Here is an 18,919-nt window from a genome sequence, read left to right as displayed (position 1 = left end):
TCCCACAAGGTTCTGGCAGGTTATCGAGGTTGTGGACAAGTGCTTGAGCTCCTTCATATTTTTAATCCGGAACAACGGTTGTAAGTTCCGATGAGATCGGTACAATGGCGCGGCTTGCCGAGAGGCCAGCGTCGTTATGGTGACCCCATCGGTCCCCCCGCAACGATTACCCGTGAACCTGGTCAGAGCCGGAAGGCAGCAGCCACAGCGGGAACATTGTGTGCCGGGGTGTGGCTGGTGGGGTTGCCTCCATAACGCTCTCCTTTGTTTCTACCCTTCCTGTTTCAAATCAAACATTGTTTTACTCGCTCATCTGCCATTTTTTGCGCAGCGATGACGGCGTTGTGCTGGAAAATTTTCAGCGGCCTGCTAGCGTCATTCTTGTAAGCGACCCTGTGCTGGAGTAGTAAAGAAGTGATGGCACTCCTTTGATCAACAAGGATGATTGCCATGCCCAGCCTTCCCGTTTTACCCAGAACGCTCAGTGCTTCAGTCGGCGCCCCAGGCAAGGCGCAGAATGTGCTTGCTGATGTTCGCTTTATCCAGCATCTGTTTAATCTGATCACGCCAGAATCCGCTTCGCGCCTTGTGGAGGACGGAAAGTGCGGCCCGCTGTTGTTGCGGCGCATCAGCGACTATCAGGCGAATCGTCTCAAGGTCAGCAAACCTGATGGGGTGATTGACCCGGGCGGTCGGACGTTCAATAGCCTGGTCGACGATGCAGGCAAAGCCAATGCCGTTGTTCTTCCCGACCAGTCGTTAGTCACCAGGCCCACCTGTGACGGTCAAATCGCCCTGACCGAGGCTGATTTTCAGAGCGCGGCTGCAGCGCTGGGCAACGGTATTTCGGTGAATCTGATCAAGGCGTTTGCCGCCGTTGAGTCTGGTGGGCGATCCGGGTTCGGGCCGGCCAACATGCCGGTTATCGCCTTCGAGGGCCATATCTTTCGCAAGTACACTCAACATAAGTACGACAGGACCTACCCCTTTTTGTCCTACCCCTTTTTGGTCAATGCTGGCCCGCAATGGAAAGCCAACAATAAAACCCAGGCGATTGCGTGGCGGACTCTGGTCGATGCTTATACGTTGGACCAGGCAGCAGCGCTGATGTCGGCGTCCTACGGTATGTTCCAGGTCATGGGCTTTAATTTTGCTGCCTGTGGCTACAAGAACGTGTTCGAGTTTGTGGCTGCACTGAAGCTTAACGCCGGCCAGCAATTGATGGCGTTCTGCGGCTTTTGCCGCAAGAATCCAGCCTTGCTCAGAGCGATGAAAAGCAAGGACTTTGCCGGCATGGCGCGCAATTACAATGGCTCAAGCTATGGCGACTACGACAGGCGTATCCAAAAAGCCTTCGAGGCGCTGGAACGGAAAAAATAGCCGCACCTGCTGGCTGCCTCACATCGTTGAGGTGGCCCACTGGACAACCCAAAATCATCTTGTTAGTTTCCGCCAGCCACTTGTTTCAAGTTATGACAGGTGTGCGGTGCTGATATTGAAGTGCTATCACTTCTTGAACTAACAAGGATGTCCATGATGAAAAGCCTGCAAGGGTTGCCCCGTCTTATCAGTGCTTCAGTGGGCGCGCCGGGTAAAGCGCGCAACTTGCCCGCCGATGTTCAGTGCATCCAGTATCTATTTAATCTGATCATTCCCAAGATGGGTTTTGCGCTGGCCGAAAACGGTAAGTGCGATGGGCAATTGGTGCAGTGCATCAGCCAGTATCAGTTCCGGCACCTCAAGTATGCGCATCCTGATGGCGTGATCGACCCGACCGGCCGAACCTTCAATAGCCTGATAGAAGAGGCGGTCAAAGTGCCGGTGAAGGCGTTTCCGACGATGCGCATTCCGAGCTTTCTCAACGCGTTTGGCAATAACGGCGGCGATGCGGTACAGGCCACGGTCAATGTGTACCTGGAGCGCATGCGCGCGACCATCGAGGCCGAGCGGCGTAACCGCCAGTTGATGCTCCAGGCCACGTGCGATGGTGGCATGACGCTGACCGATACCGACTTTCAAAGCGCTGCCACCCAGTTGGGCAGCGGCATTTCGGTGAATATCATCAAGGCTTTCGCCACGGTCGAATCCGGCGGGCGTTCCGGGTTCGGGCCGGCCAAGTTGCCGGTGATTGCCTTTGAAGGCCACTTGTTTCGCAAGTACACCAAGCACATCTACGATCAGGCGCACCCGCTGCTGTCTTATATCTACGTGAGAAAGGCCGGGCCGCAGTGGCAGGTCAATAACAAGGACCAGACCAAAGCCTGGGAGACCATGGCCACAGCGTTTGCGCTGGACCAGGAGGCGGCATTGATGTCGGCGTCCTGGGGCATGTTTCAAATAATGGGGTTCAACTACACCTCCTGCGGTTACAAGACGGTGTTTGAATTTGCTGCCGCCCTGAAGGTCAATGCCGGTAACCAATTAAAAGCGTTTATTGGTTTTTGCAGCCAGAGCCCGGCCCTGATCAAGGCCATGAAAGATAAAGACTACGTGGCCATGGCGCGTAACTATAACGGCAAGGATTACGGTGACTACGACAGCCGTATCAAAAAGGCCTACGAAGCATTGGAAGGGAAGAAATAAGATGAGCCGTTTTCTAGCGATGAGTGTGTTGTCGTTGTGCGCCTTGGTGCCCGCGTTGGCAGGTGCCGCTGAGCTGCATTCTGGTAAATACGAGGGATTGATGCTGGCGGTCACCCCTGAGCATCAGGTCGAAGGCTACTACGCAGAAGAACTGGGCGAGGGTGTGACCCGCAGCTGCACGTTTTACCTGCAAGGCCAGCCTGAAGCGCTCACCACCTGGCTAGACAAGGCCTACCCTGGCAGCGTCGCAGCGTCCTCCGACGGCGTGACCTTGACGGTGGAGCAGGGGCGCGAGCATCCCGGTTGCATCAGCGTGCTGATGCCGGAAATCGCCACCGGCCTGGACCTGGCCCAAACGGCCAGCAAGCAATGGATCGGCCTGGTGACCGTGACGGCCGACAAGGCTTACCTGCTGAAAAAACCAGGCGCTGAAGCGGCCAAACGCGCGTATATCGTCAAGGACGATGTGGTCGGCGTGCTGGCGTTCAAGGACGGCTGGGCCAAGGTCGAGTTCACCAATGCCAAAGACCATACCTACACCGGTTGGATCAGCCAGGACCAGTACGCACGCTTGGCGGCGCCGCAAGCCAACTAGCCAAACGTCTCTCGCAGCAGCCCGGCAAACGCATCCCGCGCCAGGTGGCGCTGGGTGTCTTTGTGCCAGAACAGCAGGTTGTCCACGGCCTGCAACTCCTCGAACCGGTAGGAGGCCAGTTGATTGGCCTGCTCGTAGCGGGCCAGGATGCCTTCCGGCGCCAACGCCACGCCAATTCCTGCACTGACGCAACCAATGATGGTGCCCCAACTGGCATAGCTGGCGATGCTTGGTTTGAAGGCGTGCGGTTTGATCCAGTTCTCCAGCGCCGCGCGATACGGGCAACCGGGCGGCCACACCAGCAAGGTGCGGCCTGCCAAGTCTTCGGCACTGTTGATCGGCGCGCTGGAGGCGCTGGCGATCAGCACCAGGCGTTCGCTGTAGACCACACTGTGTTTGAGCTTGGCGCGCTTGCCGCCCGAGGCCACCAGCGCCACATCGAGGCGATGGTGTTGCAGGTCGTCGAGCAGTTGCGCCCAGGCGCCGGTGACCAGTTCCAGGCTGACGTCCGGGTAGCGCCGGTGGTATTCGGCCAGCAGCGGCGGCAGGCGGCCGCTGGCGCTGGATTCCACCGCGCCGATGCGCAGCGTGCCGCGCGGGATGGCGTTGGCATCCACTGCGCGTTTGGACTCATCCACCAGGGCCAGGATGCGCTCGCAGTAATCGAGGAAGATTTCCCCGGCGGCACTGATGGCCAACCCACGGCCTGCGCGAATAAACAGCGGTGTGCCCAACTCGCTTTCCAGCTGCTTGATGCGCGTGGTGATGTTGGACGGCACGCAGTGCAGTTGCAGCGCGGCCTGGGCCACGCTGCCGGTTTGTGCCACGGCGCGCACCATTTTCAGTTGGGCCAGTTCCATTGCTCAGTTCCAATGATTTCAGAAGTCAGAAACGCTTAATTGTCCTGCGCCTTGCGCGGCTCAAGACTGACGGTATTCCTTCTCAGTATCTGGATGCCGTCGATGAATGCCCCGTCACCCGTAAAGCTTACGCTAGTCATCGCTGGCGTGATTCTCTGTTGGGCCTATTCGCCGATTGGCGTGCACATGGGGCTGCACAGCTACAGCCCTGGCCAGTTGGCGTTGCTGAGGTTTCTGATCGCCTCGGTGTTCATGGGCGGCATCGCCCTGGCGGTAGGCATCGGCTGCCCGCGTGTGCGGGATCTGCCGTGGTTGCTGGTGTTGGGTTTTTTCGGCGTGTTCCTGCACCACACCAGCCTCAACTACGGGCAACAGTGGGTGACGGCGGCGGCATCGAGTGTACTGGCACAGTCGGTGCCGCTGTTCAGTGTGGTGATCGCGTTTTTCTGTTTGAAGGAACGGGTCAGCCTCTGGCGTTGGGGCTGCGTCTTGCTCGGCTTGCTGGGTGTGCTGGTGGTGATCTGGGGTGATCATGGCGTCGGTGATATCGACCCGCGCGGCTTGCTGATCTTGCTGGCAGCCGTGTCGTGGAGCGTGTATTTCGTCATCCAGAAACACTACGCCCATCGCTACAGCCCGCTGACCATGGCGTGTTACATGGTGTGGGCGGGCACCTTGATGCTGTGCGTGAACCTGCCGGGCTTGCCGGCTGCGGTGGCCCAGGCGCCAATGCCGGAGAATCTGTCGGTGCTGGTATTGGGGATTTTCCCCAGCGCCCTGGCCTACCTGGCCTGGGGCTATGTGCTCAAGCACGTGGACGTCAGCCGCGCCTCGGTGGCGATGTACCTGATTCCGCCGGTGGCCATGCTGATGGCGGCGACGCTGCTGGGCGAGCACGTTGCCCTGCAAGTGATATTGGGCGCGGTGATCGTGCTGGCCAGTGTCGCCGCCATCAGCCTTGAAGGGCGCTGGCGCTCAATCGCTCAGGCTGAACGCGCGCAGCCGGTGGCCGTCGAGGTCCTCGGCGACAAAGGTGTAGCCGAAGTCAAGGTGGGTCGGTGACTGAATGATGGTCGCGCCGCGCTCTACCCATTGAGCGTAAAGGGCGTCTACGGCGGCTGGGTCCCCCAGCGAAAAACCTACCTCACCGCCTCCGCCGGTAAACTGAGCCGCAGGCTCTACGGTGTGGCGCGACCACAGCCCCAGCTTGACGCCGTTGTCGAGAATGAACAGGGCGAACGTCGGGTTCAGCTCCACCGGCGGCTTGCCCAGCAGGCGGCTATAGAAGTTGGCGCTGGTGGCCGGGCTGTCGACGTAGAGCAGGAAGTAATGGGCGACGGTGTGCATGCAGGCTCCTTGATTACGGGCGGTTAAGTGAGCCCAGTCTAGGGGACGGCCCTGTCAGTTCTTGTCAGGAGCGTTCTTGTCAGGAGTGCGCAGCGGTCGCGCGTTCTCCCCGGTGTACAGTTTGATCAGGTCATCGATCTCGCCCGACATTTTCATCCGCAGCAGCGTGCGCAAGATCCGTTGCACCGGCACGCTCGGGTCATTGCGCACGATGCAGCCCAGGTTTTGTTCGTCGATCACCGCGACGTTGTGCAGCCGCAGGCTTGGGGGCACTTTCAGGTTGAAACGGTCCAGGGTCCATTCGTTGATCACGGCGTATTCGAAACGCGCGGCCACCAGCTTGTGCAGCACCAACTCCTCGCTGCGCGAATCGTCGCGGGTCAATTGGCCACTGGCGAACAGCGGTTCGAGGACGACATAGCGGTAGTTGAGCACCGTGCCAATGGCCTGCGGTGCCAACCTGGCCACCTGAACGGGCGGTGCGTGGACACTGGCCAACACATTGCGCTGCACCATCAAGGGTACGCTCCAGCTGTAGTCGCCGGACAATTCGCCGAGCCATTCCTGGGCGACATAGCAGCGCACATCGACCTCTGCGCGTGCCATGGCACCGGCGAGTCGCGCCCGGGCCAGCACGTGGAACTCGGCTGGCCGCCCGACCTGGGTGGCCAGGCTCAACATCAAGTCATACAGAATGCCCTGTGTGGGCTGGTCACCCTCTATCTGTGCCATGGGCATTGCCCAGCTGTCGGAAACCGAAAAACGCAACGGTGCGGGCGCCGCCAGGCAAGCAACGGAAATCATCCATAAAGCGCCCAGGACTACACGCATACACTCTCCGGGTTCAGGCCTTTGTGGGGCCAGTCAGGCAAGCTTAGTCAGATTAGACGAGCGTGCCGGATGCAATTTCCCCCTTGCTCCGCTAGCATTACCGGCTTCCGCTTCCCAGTTGCGACGGTTTTCGATGAGTTATCAGGTTCTTGCACGTAAATGGCGTCCGCGCTCGTTCCGCGAAATGGTCGGCCAGACCCATGTGCTCAAGGCTCTGATCAATGCCTTGGACAGCCAACGGCTGCACCACGCCTACCTGTTCACCGGTACTCGGGGGGTGGGCAAGACCACTATCGCGCGCATTATTGCCAAGTGCCTGAACTGTGAAACCGGCATCACGTCGACACCTTGCGGTACCTGTTCGGTATGCCGTGAGATCGACGAAGGGCGTTTTGTCGACCTGATCGAGATCGACGCCGCGAGCCGCACCAAGGTCGAAGACACCCGCGAGCTGCTCGACAACGTGCAGTACGCGCCGAGCCGTGGGCGCTTCAAGGTCTACCTGATCGACGAAGTACACATGCTCTCCAGCCATTCCTTCAACGCGCTGTTGAAAACCCTGGAAGAGCCGCCGCCCTACGTTAAGTTCATCCTGGCCACCACCGACCCGCAGAAACTTCCTGCAACGATTTTGTCGCGGTGCCTGCAGTTCTCCCTGAAAAACATGACGCCTGAGCGCGTGGTCGAGCACTTGACCCATGTACTCGGCGTCGAGAACGTGCCGTTCGAAGACGACGCGTTGTGGCTGCTCGGCCGCGCCGCCGATGGTTCGATGCGCGATGCCATGAGCCTCACCGACCAGGCCATCGCCTTTGGTGAAGGCAAGGTTATGGCCGCAGATGTGCGCGCCATGCTCGGCACGCTGGACCACGGCCAGGTGTTCGACGTGTTGCACGCGCTGATCGAAGGTGACGCCAAGGCGTTGCTCGAAGCCGTGCGCCATTTGTCGGAGCAAGGCCCGGACTGGAACGGCGTGCTCTCGGAAATCCTCAATGTGCTGCACCGCGTGGCCATCGCCCAGGCGTTGCCCGAAGGTGTCGACAACGGCCATGGCGACCGCGACCGCGTGTTGGCGCTGGCCCAGGCGTTGCCGGCCGAAGATGTGCAGTTCTACTACCAGATGGGCCTGATCGGCCGTCGGGATTTGCCCTTGGCGCCAGACCCGCGTGGCGGCTTTGAAATGGTCTTGCTGCGGATGCTGGCCTTCCGGCCCGCCGACTCGGCAGACGCACCGAGACAGCCGCTAAAGCCAGTGGGGATCAGCCAGGCCACAGTTGATTCCGCCAAACCAGTGGCTGGCGCGGCGGTAGTCGCGCCAGTAGTTGCTGCACCTGAACCTGCACCGCCTGAACCTGCGCCAGTTGCGTCGGCGTCGGCGCCGGCACCCGAGCCTGTGGTTGCCGCGCCGGTGGTTGAACCTGCGCCCGTGGTTGAGCCTGAACCTGCTCGCGCGCCGGTGGTTGACCTGCCTTGGAACGATCCGGTCGACGCAGAACCTGAGCCTGAACCTGAAGTCGAGCAAGTGCCCGCGGTGGAGCCCGTGCTGGAAACCACCGGCGAGCAGCCCGAGCTGACGCCGATGCCCACGCCGACCCCGGACAGTGCGGTGCCGGACGCGCCGGAATGGGTGTCGGCACCGGTTGCCGAGCCGACTGTCGCGCAGGTGGACGCTGCCACGCCGGGCATCGACCTTGATGACGAGCCGCCGCTGGATGAAGATTACATCGAGCCGGACATGGATTCGGCCTACAGTTACCTGGACGACCTGGCCAGCGAGCACACCGCCGAACCGGCCCCCGAGCCCGAAGCGGAACCCGCTGCGGCCCCGGCCACTGGCCTGGCGTTGCAATGGTTGGAGTTGTTTCCGAAATTGCCGATCTCCGGCATGACCGGCAGCATCGCCGCCAACTGCACCTTGATCTCCATCGAGGGCGACCACTGGCTGTTGCACCTGGACCCGGCCCACAGCGCCTTGTTCAACGCCACTCAGCAACGCCGTCTCAACGATGCGCTCAACCAGTACCATGAACGCACGTTGACCATCGCCATCGAACTGATCAAGCCTGAGCAGGAAACCCCGGCCCAGGCGGCGACTCGTAAGCGCATCAACCGTCAGCGCGAGGCTGAAGACTCGATCCATGGCGATCCGCTCATCCAACAGTTGATGCAACAGTTCGGTGCGGTGGTGCGTCACGATACTATTGAACCTGTCGAAGCCCCGGTGCCCCAAGCGTCATAAAACCGGGCTACTAATTGATTGATCCACGTACTTTGAGGTGATTCCCATGATGAAAGGTGGCATGGCCGGCCTGATGAAGCAGGCGCAGCAGATGCAGGAAAAGATGGCCAAGATGCAGGAAGAATTGGCCAACGCCGAAGTCACCGGTAAAGCCGGTGGCGATATGGTCAGCGTGGTGATGACCGGTCGTCACGACATCAAGCGTGTGAGCATCGACCCAAGCGTATTGCCTGGCGTCGGCGAAGATGACCTGGAAATGCTCGAAGCGCTGTTCGCCGCGGCCGTCAACGACGCCGTGCGCAAGATCGAAGCCAACAGCCAGGAAAAAATGGGTGGCGTGACCGCTGGCATGCAACTGCCGCCGGGCATGAAACTGCCGTTTTGATCGTGCAGCGTTAGCTAGACTCAAATGCCAGGCATCGCGCCTGGCATTTTTGTTTGTGCTAATCCGATCGAACCCTGGCATGGCAAGCAGGGTCTGCACCCTATACCGAAAGATTCGTTAAAGGAGCCCCTCATGCCTCAAGAACCCATTCTTAACCAGCGCATTGTCCTGGTCTCGCGCCCGCAAGGCGCGCCGACACCGGAAAACTTTCGCCTGGAACGCGTGAACCTGCCGGAATTGGCAGATGGCCAGGTGATGCTCAAAACCCTGTACCTGTCCCTCGATCCCTACATGCGTGGGCGCATGAGTGACGCGCCGTCCTACGCAGCTCCGGTGGAAATCGACGAAGTGATGACCGGTGGTGCTGTCAGCCGTATCGAGCAATCGCGTAACCCGAAATTCGCGGTGGGTGATCTTGTGGTGGGTTCCACCGGCTGGCAAAGCCATAGCATCTCAGACGGAAACAACCTGATCCCGCTGCCCAAAGGCCTGGCCAGCCCCTCGATGGCGCTGGGTGTATTGGGTATGCCTGGCATGACCGCGTACATGGGCCTGATGGATATCGGCCAGCCCAAGGCCGGCGAAACCCTGGTGGTGGCGGCTGCCTCCGGCGCGGTGGGTTCGGTGGTCGGGCAGGTGGCCAAGCTCAAGGGTTTGCGCGTGGTGGGTATTGCCGGCGGCGCGGACAAGTGCCGCTACGTGGTCGATGAGCTGGGCTTTGACGCCTGTATCGACCACAAGAGCGCCGATTTTGCCCATGAGCTGGCGTTGGCCTGTTTCAAAGGCGTGGATATCTACTTTGAAAACGTTGGCGGCAAAGTCTTCGACGCCGTGCTGCCGCTGCTCAACCCCAAGGCACGCATTCCGCTGTGCGGCCTGATCGCCGGTTACAACGCCCATGAAGCCCCCAGCGGTCCTGATCGGCTGCCGGCACTGCAACGTACCTTGTTGACCAAGCGCGTGCGCATCCAGGGTTTTATCGTGTTCGACGATTATGGCGATCGCCAGCCCGAATTCCTCAGCGCCATGGCGCCGTGGGTGCGCGACGGCAAGATCAAGTTCCGCGAAGACGTGGTCGATGGCCTGGAACAGGCACCCGAAGCCTTTATCGGTTTGCTCGAGGGGCGCAACTTCGGCAAGTTGGTGGTGCGCGTCGCACAGGATTGAGCATTTGACGCTAATCCGAGGCGCGGGTATAAACCGCGTCTCGTTGTTTTGTCGGACCCTTCGCCCATGAGCTTCAGCCCCCTGATTCGCCAACTGATCGACGCCCTGCGCATTTTGCCGGGTGTGGGCCAGAAAACCGCCCAGCGTATGGCGCTGCAACTGCTGGAGCGTGATCGCAGCGGCGGCACGCGGTTGGCCCAGGCCTTGAGCCAGGCCATGACCGGCGTGGGCCACTGCCGCCAGTGCCGCACCCTGACCGAAGAAGACCTGTGCCCGCAATGCGCCGACCCACGTCGCGACGACACTTTACTGTGCGTCGTTGAAGGGCCGATGGACGTGTACGCCGTCGAGCAGACCGGCTATCGCGGGCGCTACTTTGTGCTCAAGGGGCATCTTTCGCCGCTGGACGGCCTGGGGCCGGAAGCCATTGGCATTCCGCAACTGGTGACGCGCATTGAAGAGCAGGGCACGTTTACCGAGGTGATCCTGGCAACCAACCCGACGGTGGAAGGCGAGGCGACGGCGCATTACATCGCCCAATTGCTGACCAACAAAGGCTTGATCACCTCGCGTATCGCCCATGGCGTGCCGTTGGGTGGCGAGCTGGAATTGGTGGATGGCGGCACGTTGGCGCACTCTTTTGCCGGTCGCAAGCCGATCGCGCTCTAAAATGTGGGAGCTGGCTTGCCTGCGATAACGGTGGATCAGTGACATTGATGTCGCCTGACACTCCGCTATCGCAGGCAAGCCAGCTCCCACAGTGGTTTTGTGTTGTCAGGGATATCTTGATAACCAAGCAAGCGCTTGGTAAGTTCTCTCCACCTCACCGTGGAGCTTGCCGATGTCTGCCTATCAGGACTACTTCGACCCCAGCCACCAATTGGTCCGCGACAGCGTGCGCCGTTTCGTCGAGCGCGAGATGTTGCCGGGCATCGAGCAATGGGAGGAGGGCGAGAGCTTTCCCCGTGAGCTGTACCTCAAGGCGGGCGCGGCGGGGATCCTGGGCATCGGCTACCCCGAAAGCCTGGGCGGCAGCCATGAAGGCGACCTGTTCGCCAAGGTCGCCGCCAGCGAAGAGTTGATGCGTTGCGGTTCGGGTGGCGTGGTCGCGGGCCTGGGTTCGCTGGATATCGGCTTGCCGCCGGTAGTCAAATGGGCGCGCCCCGAGGTGCGTGAGCGCGTTGCGCCTCAAGTGCTGACCGGTGAGAAGATCATCGCCCTGGCCGTCACCGAGCCCGGTGGCGGCTCCGATGTAGCCAACCTGCAAACCCGCGCCCTTCGCGATGGCGACTTTTATCGCGTCAGCGGCAGCAAAACCTTTATCACCAGCGGCATCCGCGCCGACTTCTATACGGTAGCCGTACGCACCGGCGGGCCGGGCTTCGGCGGCATCAGCTTATTGCTGATCGAAAAACAGACGCCAGGTTTCACCGTCGGCCAGCCGTTGAAGAAAATGGGCTGGTGGGCGTCGGACACGGCTGAGTTGTTCTTCGACGATTGCCGCGTGCCTGTAGGCAACTTGATCGGCGTCGAGAACATGGGCTTTGCCTGCATCATGGGCAATTTCCAGAGCGAACGCTTGGCGCTGGCGCTGATGGCGAACATGACCGCGCAGCTCGCCCTGGAAGAAAGCCTCAAGTGGGCGAGCCAGCGCGAAGCCTTCGGCAAACCCATCGGCAAATTCCAGGTGCTCAAGCATCGGCTGGCGGAAATGGCCACCGCAGTGGAAGTCTCCCGCGAGTTCACCTACCGCCAGGCGGCGAAGATGGCGGCCGGCAAGAGTGTGATCAAGGAGATTTCCATGGCCAAGAACCTGGCCACTGATACCGCGGATCGGGTGACCTATGACGCGGTGCAGATACTGGGTGGGCAGGGGTATATGCGTGGCAGCCTGGTGGAACGGCTGTATCGGGATAACCGCATTCTGTCTATCGGCGGGGGCACGCGTGAGGTGATGAACGAGATCATCAGCAAGCAGATGGGGTTGTGATTAGTGGTGTTCTTTCAGGCGCTATCGCAGGCGAGCCAGCTCCCACCTTTGACTGTGTTTGCAAATCAAAATGTGGGAGCTGGCTTGCCTGCGATAGCGCCGGCCCAGGCAACTTTTAAACGTCGGTCAACCCAAACTGCGTCAGGCAAAACGTCGGAATGCCCATATCCTGCAGGCGTTGCGAACCACCCAGCTCAGGCAGATCAATGATCGCCGCCGCTTCGAAGATCTTCGCGCCCATACGTCGCACCAGGTTCGCCGCGGCAATCAAGGTGCCGCCAGTGGCGATCAGGTCATCGAACATCAGCACCGAGTCGCCGTCACACAGGCTGTCGGCGTGTACTTCGAGAAAGGCTTCGCCGTATTCGGTCTGGTAACCCTCGGCCAGCACGTCAGCGGGCAGCTTGCCCTGTTTGCGGAACAGGATCAGTGGTTTGTTCAATTGGTAGGCGATGATCGAACCGATCAGGAAGCCACGGGCATCCATCGCGCCGATGTGGGTAAAGTCGGCCTCGACGTAACGCTGGGCAAAACTGTCGGCCACCAGGCGCAGGGCGCGGGGCGATTGGAACAGCGGGGTAATGTCACGAAAGATCACCCCAGGCTTGGGGAAGTCGATGACGGGGCGGATCAGGGATTTGATGTCGAACGAATCGAAGGTCATCGTCGAAGAGTCCTGGGAGCGGAAAACGGACTCGAAGTATACCTGCGGCCCTGCCGATTGGCGCGGCCGCAAGTGTCTGCCTCAGACTTCCAGCGAGCCCCCGGCCAGCGCGCACAGCTGGATCGGGTCGAGGATATGCACTTCCTTGCCTTCGGCGGCAATCAGTTCGTTTTGCTGGAAACGGGTAAACACGCGGGACACGGTTTCCACCGCCAGGCCCAGGTAATTGCCGATTTCGTTGCGCGACATGCTCAGGCGGAACTGGTTGGCCGAGAACCCACGGGCACGGAAGCGTGCCGACAGGTTGACCAAAAACGTGGCGATGCGCTCGTCGGCGGTTTTCTTCGACAGCAGCAACATCATCTGTTGGTCGTCACGGATCTCGCGGCTCATCACCCGCATCAATTGGCGGCGCAGTTGCGGCAGCTGCAGGGCCAATTCATCCAGGCGTTCGAAAGGGATTTCGCACACCGAGGTCGTCTCCAGGGCCTGGGCCGACACCGGGTGAATCTCGGTGTCCATGCCAGACAGCCCGACCAGTTCGCTGGGCAGGTGGAAGCCGGTGATCTGCTCTTCGCCGCCGTCGCTAAGGCTGAAGGTCTTCAACGCGCCTGAACGTACTGCATAAACGGAATCGAACTTGTCGCCCTGGCGAAACAGAAACTCGCCTTTTTTCAGCGGTCGGCCGCGTTTAACGATTTCGTCCAGCGCTTCCATGTCTTCCAAATTCAACGAAAGTGGCAGGCAGAGGGGGGCCAGGCTGCAATCCTTGCAGTGAGCCTGGCTGTGAGCGCGCAGTTTAACTGGCTCGGACATTTCTTAAATCCTTGTGGGAAAACACACATAAGACGTAAGGGTAACGCACCGGGGGACTGTGAGGCCAGCGTGTACAAAAAAGCAGCAAAGATATAAAGCTTTTTGTATCGGGGTCGATACAAGATCACAACTCAATAACCGTGGACAAGAGCCATGTCTTCCATCATGGGTGTCAATCCTTCAAGTATTCGTATTCCTGCTGCGCCACAACCCCAAAAGGACGCGGTGGCAGACAACACCAACAGCGCTTCGACACCGCAGGCCGATTCCGCGGCGGTCGAAGGTGTGGCGGTTACAATTTCCGGCGCGGCGATGAAAGCTGCGGCGGATGAGAAAACCTCCAACAGCGATATCGACGACAGCGGCCTGGCGGATAACGTCAAGAATCTGCTGAAGATGATTCGTGAGATCAAAAAGCAGATTGCCGAGAAGCAGGCTGAGATGGCTGCGCTGATGGCAGATAAAAACCTCAGCCCTGATCAGATGCGAGCCCGCCTCTCCGGTCTGCAAAGTGCGTTGAGCGCCTTACAAGCCAGCTTGGTTGGCATGCAGGCGTCTTTGACTAAGGCGATGAAAGACATGAGCGCGAGCGACGCAGCTAAGACCGCTGCCCTGGCAATGAAGTAGCTGCCCTTAGATCACCCGCGAGAATCGCTGCCTGTTCTGGTGCTCCAGGTAGGCATCGAACACCATGCACACCGAGCGCACCAGCAAGCGCCCGGCCGGTAAAACGCGAATGCCGTGGGCATCCAGTTCGATCAGGCCGTCGGCGGCCATTGTCTCCAGCTGTGGCCAGAGTTCGTCGAAATAGCCGCGAAAATCGATGTTATAGGCCTGTTCGATCCGCTCGAATGCCAGGCTGAAATTGCAGATCAACTGCTGAATTACTTCCCGGCGCAAACGATCATCCGTGGTGCAGACCAGGCCACGGCTGGTGGCCAGTTGCGCGCCGGCCAGTGCGTTCTGGTAGTGATTGAGGTCACTGCTGTTCTGGCAATACAGGTCGCCGATCTGGCTGATCGCCGACACGCCCAGCCCAATCAAATCGCAATGCCCGTGGGTGGTGTAGCCCTGGAAGTTACGCTGCAGCGTGCCTTCTTCCTGGGCCACGGCCAGTTCGTCATCCGGCAGGGCAAAGTGGTCCATGCCGATGTAGCGGTAGCCGGCACGGGTCAACTGCTCGATGGTGGTTTGCAGCATCAGCAGTTTTTCTTCCGGCGAGGGCAAATCGTCGGCATTAATGCGCCGCTGCGGCATAAAGCGCTCGGGCAGGTGCGCGTAGTTGAAGACCGACAGGCGATCCGGTTGCAGGTTGATCACCTCTTCGACGGTGCGCGCAAAATTCAGCGGCGTCTGCTTGGGCAGGCCGTAGATCAAATCAATATTGATCGAGCGAAATTGCAGGGTGCGCGCCGCATCGATCACCGCACGGGTTTCTTCCAGGCTTTGCAGGCGGTTGACCGCACGCTGCACCTCGGGGTCAAGGTCTTGCAGGCCGATGCTCACGCGGTTAAAGCCCAGTTCACGCAGCAGCCCCATGGTCGCCCAGTCGGCTTCACGCGGGTCGATCTCGATGCCGTAGTCGCCGGAATCATCATCGAGCAAGTTGAAGTGCTGGCGCAGGCGGGTCATCACCTGGCGCAGTTCGTCGTGGCTGAGAAAAGTCGGCGTGCCGCCGCCGAAATGCAACTGTTCCACGGGCTGTTTCGGGTCGAGGTGGCAGGCCACCAGCTGGATTTCCTGCTCCAGGCGTTGCAGGTAGGCCTGGGCTCGGCCACGGTCCTTGGTGATGACCTTGTTGCACGCGCAGTAGTAGCAAATGTTTGCGCAGAACGGCACATGCACATACAGCGACAAGGGCCGTACGGCCTTGCGGCTGTCGCGCAGGGCGTGGAGCAGGTCGAAGGTGCCGACCTGGCTGTCGAATTGTACGGCGGTGGGGTAGGACGTGTAGCGCGGCCCCGCCAAGTCGTAGCGGTGAATCAGATCTGTGTCCCAACGAATGGCGTCGAGCATGCGGGCGGTCCCCGGGATTGGCTAGTGAGCCGAGTCTAGGGGCGCACCGCAGGTACCATCTTGATTTGCATCAACGGGGAGCGGCGCTATGCCACATGGCGATTTAATGGCCCATTAGCCAGTGTTGATGCGGGCCTGGCAACGTCCAAACGCCGAAGAGCATAACCAGCACGCCACCGGCCACACGCACGCTGCGTTTGCGCAGCACCGCCGTGACACGTTCCGCCGCCAAGCCAGTCGCCAGCAGTACTGGCCAGGTTCCAAGCCCAAAGGCGAGCATCAGCATTGCGCTGTCCAGCGCATTACCCTGGCTCGCCGCCCATAACAGCGTGCTGTAGACCAACCCGCACGGCAACCAGCCCCACAGCGCGCCCAGCAGCAATGCGCGTGGCAGGCTGGACACCGGCAGCAAACGGTTGGCGACCGGCTGTACGTAGCGCCACAGGCCGCGCCCCAGGCTTTCGATACGGGTGAGGCCGCTCCACCAACCGGCCAGGTACAAGCCCATGCTGATCAGCAACAACCCGGCGAGCACGCGCATGAACATCGCCGCCGGGCTGTTGGCCACCGCCCAGCCGGCCAGGCCGATCAATAACCCGGCAGCGGCGTAGCTGAGGATGCGCCCCAGGTTATAGGCGAGCAGCAGGCGAAAACGGCGGCTGCGTTGTTCTTTGGGGATTGCCAGCGTCAGCGCGCCCATCAGTCCGCCGCACATGCCCAGGCAATGGCCGCCGCCCAGCAGCCCAAGGATCAGGGCAGAGACCAGCAGTGGCGCCAGCTCAAGCATGGGGTGGGTCTTTGGGCGGTTGCTCGGCCCGGTTGGCTTCGTCGACGCCCGCCAGGTGGTTCGGGTCCTGGTCGTCGAACAGCACGCTGTGGGCCGGGCCGTCGAGGTCGTCGTACTGGCCGCTGTCCACCGCCCAGAAGAAAATGTAAATGGCCACGCCGACTAACAGCAGCGCCGCCGGAATCATCACGTAGAGAGCTGGCATCGGTACTCCATGCCCACGCGGCTCAAGCCGGCAGCGGGCGGGTTACTAAGGTGGCACTGTTTGCCTGCGTGCTCGGCAGCCGAGTCAGGCGCAAGGCGTTGAGCACCACGGTCAACGAGCTGAGGGACATGCCGATCGCGGCCCAGATCGGGGTGATCCAACCGAGGGCGGCAAACGGCAGCATAAGGCCATTGTACAGCCCGGCCCACAGCAGGTTTTCAATGATTACCCGCCGCGTGCGCCGCGCCAGGGTAAACGCCTGCACCAGCGCGTCGAGACGGTTGGACAGCAGCACGGCATCGGCACTGGTTTTTGCCAAGTCGGTGGCTGAGCCCATCGCCACGCTGATATCGGCGGCGGCGAGCACAGGCACATCGTTGACGCCGTCGCCAAGCATCAGCACCTTGCGGCCTTGCTGGTGCAACTGGTGCAGCACCTGCAGTTTGTCGTCGGGGCGCAAGCCGCCCTTGGCCTCGTCAATCCCCAACTCAAGCGCGACACTGGCGACCATCGGCGAGCTGTCACCCGACAGCAACAGCGTACGCCAACCTCGCGCTTTGCACGCGGCCAGCAGGGCGGGCGCATCGCTGCGCAGGCGGTCATCGAGCACGAACCAGGCGAGGGCGCCTTCACGATCGCCCAGCAGCAACCATTGGCCTGCTTCGTCCGGCGAGGCGGGAATCGCGCAGCCGCTTAATTGGCACACAAAGCCCGGCTGGCCGATGCGCAATTGATGCTCGCCCACACGACCTTCCAGGCCTAAGCCTGGGAAACTCAGGACTTCCTCGGCGGCCAGCGGCGCACGCCCGAAGGCGCGGGCAATCGGGTGCTCGGAGCGGTTTTCCAGCGCGGCGGCGAGGCCCAGGCAGTCGTCGCTGTTCAACGTGCCCAACGGGCGGATGGCACGCAGGGCCAGGCGGCCTTCGGTCAGGGTGCCGGTCTTGTCGAAAATCACCGTGTCGATCTGGTTCAATCCTTCCAGCACGTGCCCACGAGTGAGTAACAGCCCGAGTTTGTGCAATGTGCCGGTGGCGGCGGTGAGGGCGGTCGGTGTCGCCAGCGACAACGCGCAAGGGCAGGTTGCCACCAGCATCGCCAGCACAATCCAGAATGCGCGTGACGCGTCCAGTTCCCACCACAGCAGGCCGATCAGCGCGGCCGCGATCAGCGAGCACAGCAGAAACCATTGAGCAGCACGGTCGGCGATTTGCGCCAGGCGCGGTTTCTCGGCCTGGGCACGTTCCAGCAGGCGCACGATGGCAGACAGGCGGGTGTCATGCCCCAAGGCGCGCACCTCGACGGTCAGCGCGCCTTCGACGTTGAGCGTGCCGGCGGTAACCGCGTCGCCGACGTTGCGCGGCTGCGGCAGGTATTCGCCGGTGAGCAGGGACTCGTCAATGCTCGACTGGCCATCAAGAATCAGCCCGTCGGCCGGCAGCACGGCGCCGGGATGCACCAGTACGCGATCACCTACGGCCAGTTCGCTGAGCAGGATGCGCTCGCTCTGACCATCACTTTTGAGGCGTAAGCATGACGCCGGCAGCAGGTTGACCAACTGCGCGGTGGCGGCGGCCGTACGCTCACGTGCCCGGCGCTCCAGGTAGCGCCCGGCGAGCAGGAACAGCGCGAACATGCCCACCGCGTCGAAGTACAACTCGCCAGTACCAGTTATGGCGGTCCAGATGCCCGCCAGGTACGCGCCGCCAATCGCCAGGGACACCGACACATCCATGGTCAGGTGGCGCGTGCGCAGGTCGCGCAGGGCGCCTTTGAAGAACGGCGCACAGCTGTAGAACACGATGGGCGTAGTCAGAAACATCGCCACCCACCGCAGGATCACGTGCAACTCCGGGCTCAGGTCAATATTGAATTCCGGCCAGGTCGCCATGGTCGCCATCATTGCCTGGAACCACAGCAACCCCGCCACGCCCAGCTGGCGCAAGGCCCGGCGGTTTTCGCTGGCCAATTGCTCGGCGGCGCGATCGGCCTGGTAAGGGTGGGCGGCGTAGCCGATATGGCGCAGTTCGCTGAGCACCTGGCTCAGCGGCAATTGCCCATCGGCCCAGCGCACGTGCAGGCGATGGTTGGACAGGTTCAGCCGCGCCTCGGCCACGGCGGGCAGGCTGCGCAAGTGTTTTTCGATCAGCCAGCCACAGGCCGCGCAGCTGATGCCTTCCATCAACAGGGTGGTTTCGGCCAGATCGCCTTCGTGGCGCACAAAGGGTTTTTGCACGTCGGCGCGGTCGTACAGCGCCAGTTCGTCGACCAGTTGCACCGGCAGCGCCTCGGGGTTGGCCGAGGCTTCGCTGCGGTGCTGGTAATAGCTTTGCAACCCGCCGGCCACAATCGCCTCGGCCACTGCCTGACAGCCCGGGCAGCAGAGTTCGCGGCGCTCGCCGAGGATTTCGGCGGTGAACCGGCTGCCGGGCGGGAC

Annotated in this window: 20 protein-coding genes and 1 other RNA gene; 11 read left to right on the top strand and 10 right to left on the bottom strand. The window is 61.2% G+C overall.

Annotated elements, in window-relative coordinates; genetic code table 11:
- Positions 1-146 precede the first annotated feature (146 nt).
- Positions 147-243, top strand: an RNA gene (ffs, locus tag GIW48_RS25930) — signal recognition particle sRNA small type.
- Between the two features lie 41 nt (positions 244-284).
- Here the strand turns inward: ffs and GIW48_RS25925 are convergent.
- Positions 285-452: a hypothetical protein gene (locus GIW48_RS25925; protein ID WP_236460275.1), complete on the bottom strand. Its 168-nt coding sequence runs from the start codon at positions 450-452 to the stop codon at positions 285-287.
- On the opposite strand from GIW48_RS25925, the gene GIW48_RS25920 reads away from it, so the two are divergent.
- The 3 genes from GIW48_RS25920 to GIW48_RS25910 all read left to right on the top strand — a co-directional run bounded on the left by GIW48_RS25920 (position 451) and on the right by GIW48_RS25910 (position 3,178).
- Positions 451-1,380 carry an N-acetylmuramidase family protein gene (locus GIW48_RS25920; protein WP_170039256.1) on the top strand — a complete coding sequence of 310 codons (930 nt, stop codon included), beginning with the start codon at positions 451-453 and terminating at the stop codon, positions 1,378-1,380. The genes GIW48_RS25925 and GIW48_RS25920 overlap by 2 nt on opposite strands.
- A gap of 156 nt (positions 1,381-1,536) precedes the next feature.
- Positions 1,537-2,583 (top strand): N-acetylmuramidase family protein, encoded by a 1,047-nt coding sequence (locus GIW48_RS25915; protein ID WP_017134790.1) that lies wholly within the window; start codon positions 1,537-1,539, stop codon positions 2,581-2,583.
- Between the two features lies 1 nt (position 2,584).
- Positions 2,585-3,178 (top strand): hypothetical protein, encoded by a 594-nt coding sequence (locus GIW48_RS25910; protein WP_017134791.1) that lies wholly within the window; start codon positions 2,585-2,587, stop codon positions 3,176-3,178.
- Here the strand turns inward: GIW48_RS25910 and GIW48_RS25905 are convergent.
- Positions 3,175-4,038: a LysR family transcriptional regulator gene (locus GIW48_RS25905; protein WP_236460276.1), complete on the bottom strand. Its 864-nt coding sequence runs from the start codon at positions 4,036-4,038 to the stop codon at positions 3,175-3,177. The two genes, GIW48_RS25910 and GIW48_RS25905, sit on opposite strands and share 4 nt — an antisense overlap.
- A gap of 102 nt (positions 4,039-4,140) precedes the next feature.
- Here GIW48_RS25905 and GIW48_RS25900 point away from each other — a divergent pair, with 102 nt between their 5' ends.
- Positions 4,141-5,100, top strand: coding sequence for a DMT family transporter (locus tag GIW48_RS25900; RefSeq protein ID WP_236472895.1), 960 nt, complete (start codon positions 4,141-4,143; stop codon positions 5,098-5,100).
- On the opposite strand, the gene GIW48_RS25895 is transcribed toward GIW48_RS25900, so the two are convergent.
- Entirely contained in the window at positions 5,014-5,385 is a 372-nt protein-coding gene (locus GIW48_RS25895; protein WP_017134794.1) for a VOC family protein, read from the bottom strand. The genes GIW48_RS25900 and GIW48_RS25895 overlap by 87 nt on opposite strands.
- Before the next feature lie 54 nt (positions 5,386-5,439).
- Positions 5,440-6,216 (bottom strand): amino acid ABC transporter substrate-binding protein, encoded by a 777-nt coding sequence (locus tag GIW48_RS25890; RefSeq protein WP_236460278.1) that lies wholly within the window; start codon positions 6,214-6,216, stop codon positions 5,440-5,442.
- A gap of 133 nt (positions 6,217-6,349) precedes the next feature.
- Between GIW48_RS25890 and dnaX the strand changes: the two genes are divergently transcribed.
- The 5 genes from dnaX (at position 6,350) to GIW48_RS25865 (ending at position 11,997) form a co-directional block, all read left to right on the top strand.
- Positions 6,350-8,455, top strand: a complete 2,106-nt coding sequence (dnaX, locus tag GIW48_RS25885) for a DNA polymerase III subunit gamma/tau (RefSeq protein ID WP_236460279.1) — start codon at positions 6,350-6,352, stop codon at positions 8,453-8,455.
- A 46-nt stretch (positions 8,456-8,501) separates the two neighbouring features.
- Positions 8,502-8,840, top strand: coding sequence for a YbaB/EbfC family nucleoid-associated protein (locus GIW48_RS25880; RefSeq protein ID WP_003175481.1), 339 nt, complete (start codon positions 8,502-8,504; stop codon positions 8,838-8,840).
- 132 nt (positions 8,841-8,972) lie between these two features.
- Positions 8,973-10,007 (top strand): NADP-dependent oxidoreductase, encoded by a 1,035-nt coding sequence (locus GIW48_RS25875; protein WP_236460280.1) that lies wholly within the window; start codon positions 8,973-8,975, stop codon positions 10,005-10,007.
- Positions 10,008-10,073: 66 nt separating this feature from the next.
- Positions 10,074-10,676, top strand: a complete 603-nt coding sequence (recR, locus tag GIW48_RS25870) for a recombination mediator RecR (RefSeq protein ID WP_099486741.1) — start codon at positions 10,074-10,076, stop codon at positions 10,674-10,676.
- Positions 10,677-10,848: 172 nt separating this feature from the next.
- A complete protein-coding gene (locus tag GIW48_RS25865) occupies positions 10,849-11,997 on the top strand; it encodes an acyl-CoA dehydrogenase family protein (protein ID WP_236460281.1) in 1,149 nt (382 codons plus the stop codon).
- A gap of 115 nt (positions 11,998-12,112) precedes the next feature.
- Here the strand turns inward: GIW48_RS25865 and GIW48_RS25860 are convergent, their stop codons facing one another.
- Both GIW48_RS25860 and fnr read right to left on the bottom strand, forming a co-directional pair.
- On the bottom strand, positions 12,113-12,661 hold the full coding sequence (locus GIW48_RS25860; protein WP_099548818.1) for an adenine phosphoribosyltransferase: 549 nt from the start codon (positions 12,659-12,661) through the stop codon (positions 12,113-12,115).
- An 81-nt stretch (positions 12,662-12,742) separates the two neighbouring features.
- A complete protein-coding gene (fnr, locus tag GIW48_RS25855; RefSeq protein ID WP_056861531.1) occupies positions 12,743-13,477 on the bottom strand; it encodes a fumarate/nitrate reduction transcriptional regulator Fnr in 735 nt (244 codons plus the stop codon).
- Positions 13,478-13,630: 153 nt separating this feature from the next.
- On the opposite strand from fnr, the gene GIW48_RS25850 reads away from it, so the two are divergent.
- Positions 13,631-14,104 (top strand): hypothetical protein, encoded by a 474-nt coding sequence (locus GIW48_RS25850; protein WP_170039244.1) that lies wholly within the window; start codon positions 13,631-13,633, stop codon positions 14,102-14,104.
- 6 nt (positions 14,105-14,110) lie between these two features.
- On the opposite strand, the gene hemN is transcribed toward GIW48_RS25850, so the two are convergent.
- From hemN to GIW48_RS25830, 4 genes are all read right to left on the bottom strand, one after another.
- Complete coding sequence (hemN, locus tag GIW48_RS25845; RefSeq protein WP_170039242.1) at positions 14,111-15,493, bottom strand: oxygen-independent coproporphyrinogen III oxidase; 1,383 nt, start codon at positions 15,491-15,493, stop codon at positions 14,111-14,113.
- Between the two features lie 103 nt (positions 15,494-15,596).
- Complete coding sequence (locus GIW48_RS25840; RefSeq protein WP_017134805.1) at positions 15,597-16,280, bottom strand: sulfite exporter TauE/SafE family protein; 684 nt, start codon at positions 16,278-16,280, stop codon at positions 15,597-15,599.
- Positions 16,273-16,485 (bottom strand): cbb3-type cytochrome oxidase assembly protein CcoS, encoded by a 213-nt coding sequence (ccoS, locus tag GIW48_RS25835; protein WP_017134806.1) that lies wholly within the window; start codon positions 16,483-16,485, stop codon positions 16,273-16,275. Before ccoS ends, GIW48_RS25840 begins: the two co-directional genes overlap by 8 nt.
- 22 nt (positions 16,486-16,507) lie before the next feature.
- On the bottom strand, positions 16,508-18,919 hold a 2,412-nt coding region (locus tag GIW48_RS25830), incomplete at its 5' end, for a heavy metal translocating P-type ATPase (protein ID WP_236490683.1).

The organism is Pseudomonas sp. PA-6-3C (assembly GCF_021605825.1).
Lineage (GTDB): Bacteria > Pseudomonadota > Gammaproteobacteria > Pseudomonadales > Pseudomonadaceae > Aquipseudomonas > Aquipseudomonas edaphica.
Note: the sequence above shows the minus strand (reverse complement) of the source record. Positions and strands in the feature narration are given on the sequence as shown.

Bases quoted from the DNA above. Each gene is read 5' to 3' on its own strand.
- GIW48_RS25840 (WP_017134805.1), bottom strand. From the start codon at position 16,280: ATGCTTGAGCTGGCGCCACTGCTGGTCTCTGCCCTGATCCTTGGGCTG.
- GIW48_RS25925 (WP_236460275.1), bottom strand. From the start codon at position 452: ATGGCAATCATCCTTGTTGATCAAAGGAGTGCCATCACTTCTTTACTA.
- GIW48_RS25910 (WP_017134791.1), top strand. From the start codon at position 2,585: ATGAGCCGTTTTCTAGCGATGAGTGTGTTGTCGTTGTGCGCCTTGGTG.
- GIW48_RS25890 (WP_236460278.1), bottom strand. From the start codon at position 6,216: ATGCGTGTAGTCCTGGGCGCTTTATGGATGATTTCCGTTGCTTGCCTG.
- GIW48_RS25875 (WP_236460280.1), top strand. From the start codon at position 8,973: ATGCCTCAAGAACCCATTCTTAACCAGCGCATTGTCCTGGTCTCGCGC.
- hemN (WP_170039242.1), bottom strand. From the start codon at position 15,493: ATGCTCGACGCCATTCGTTGGGACACAGATCTGATTCACCGCTACGAC.
- GIW48_RS25920 (WP_170039256.1), top strand. From the start codon at position 451: ATGCCCAGCCTTCCCGTTTTACCCAGAACGCTCAGTGCTTCAGTCGGC.
- GIW48_RS25895 (WP_017134794.1), bottom strand. From the start codon at position 5,385: ATGCACACCGTCGCCCATTACTTCCTGCTCTACGTCGACAGCCCGGCC.
- GIW48_RS25860 (WP_099548818.1), bottom strand. From the start codon at position 12,661: ATGACCTTCGATTCGTTCGACATCAAATCCCTGATCCGCCCCGTCATC.
- GIW48_RS25900 (WP_236472895.1), top strand. From the start codon at position 4,141: ATGAATGCCCCGTCACCCGTAAAGCTTACGCTAGTCATCGCTGGCGTG.
- GIW48_RS25865 (WP_236460281.1), top strand. From the start codon at position 10,849: ATGTCTGCCTATCAGGACTACTTCGACCCCAGCCACCAATTGGTCCGC.
- ccoS (WP_017134806.1), bottom strand. From the start codon at position 16,485: ATGCCAGCTCTCTACGTGATGATTCCGGCGGCGCTGCTGTTAGTCGGC.
- fnr (WP_056861531.1), bottom strand. From the start codon at position 13,477: ATGTCCGAGCCAGTTAAACTGCGCGCTCACAGCCAGGCTCACTGCAAG.
- GIW48_RS25915 (WP_017134790.1), top strand. From the start codon at position 1,537: ATGAAAAGCCTGCAAGGGTTGCCCCGTCTTATCAGTGCTTCAGTGGGC.
- GIW48_RS25850 (WP_170039244.1), top strand. From the start codon at position 13,631: ATGTCTTCCATCATGGGTGTCAATCCTTCAAGTATTCGTATTCCTGCT.
- dnaX (WP_236460279.1), top strand. From the start codon at position 6,350: ATGAGTTATCAGGTTCTTGCACGTAAATGGCGTCCGCGCTCGTTCCGC.
- GIW48_RS25880 (WP_003175481.1), top strand. From the start codon at position 8,502: ATGATGAAAGGTGGCATGGCCGGCCTGATGAAGCAGGCGCAGCAGATG.
- GIW48_RS25905 (WP_236460276.1), bottom strand. From the start codon at position 4,038: ATGGAACTGGCCCAACTGAAAATGGTGCGCGCCGTGGCACAAACCGGC.
- recR (WP_099486741.1), top strand. From the start codon at position 10,074: ATGAGCTTCAGCCCCCTGATTCGCCAACTGATCGACGCCCTGCGCATT.